This is a genomic window from Achromobacter sp. F4_2707 (assembly GCF_047501535.1).
Lineage (GTDB): Bacteria > Pseudomonadota > Gammaproteobacteria > Burkholderiales > Burkholderiaceae_B > Yanghanlia.
In genome coordinates, this window is the sequence record NZ_JAZDRJ010000039.1 from 1 (window position 1) to 255 (window position 255).

1 protein-coding gene is annotated in these 255 nt (G+C 58.8%); it reads left to right on the forward strand.

The window, feature by feature from the left end; all coding sequences use genetic code 11:
- Positions 1-255 (forward strand): integrase core domain-containing protein (locus VRY85_RS14915; protein ID WP_414599387.1); only part of this gene is annotated, 255 nt, incomplete at both ends.

Consider the following 255-nt stretch of genomic DNA (forward strand, 5'->3'; position numbering starts at 1 on the left):
TGACGACAATCCCTATTCCGAGGCGTTGTTCAGGACACTGAAATACACACCGGCGTACCCAAAGAAGCCCTTTACGTCGATCGAGCAGGCCCGCCAGTGGGTGCTGCGCTTCGTGACCTGGTACAACACGGAACATCGCCACAGCGGCATCAAGTTCGTGACGCCTGCGCAACGGCATTATGGGCAGGAGCACGCAATTCTTGAGCGCCGCCGTAGCGTCTACGAAGCAGCGAAACGCGTTACGCCGCAGCGTTG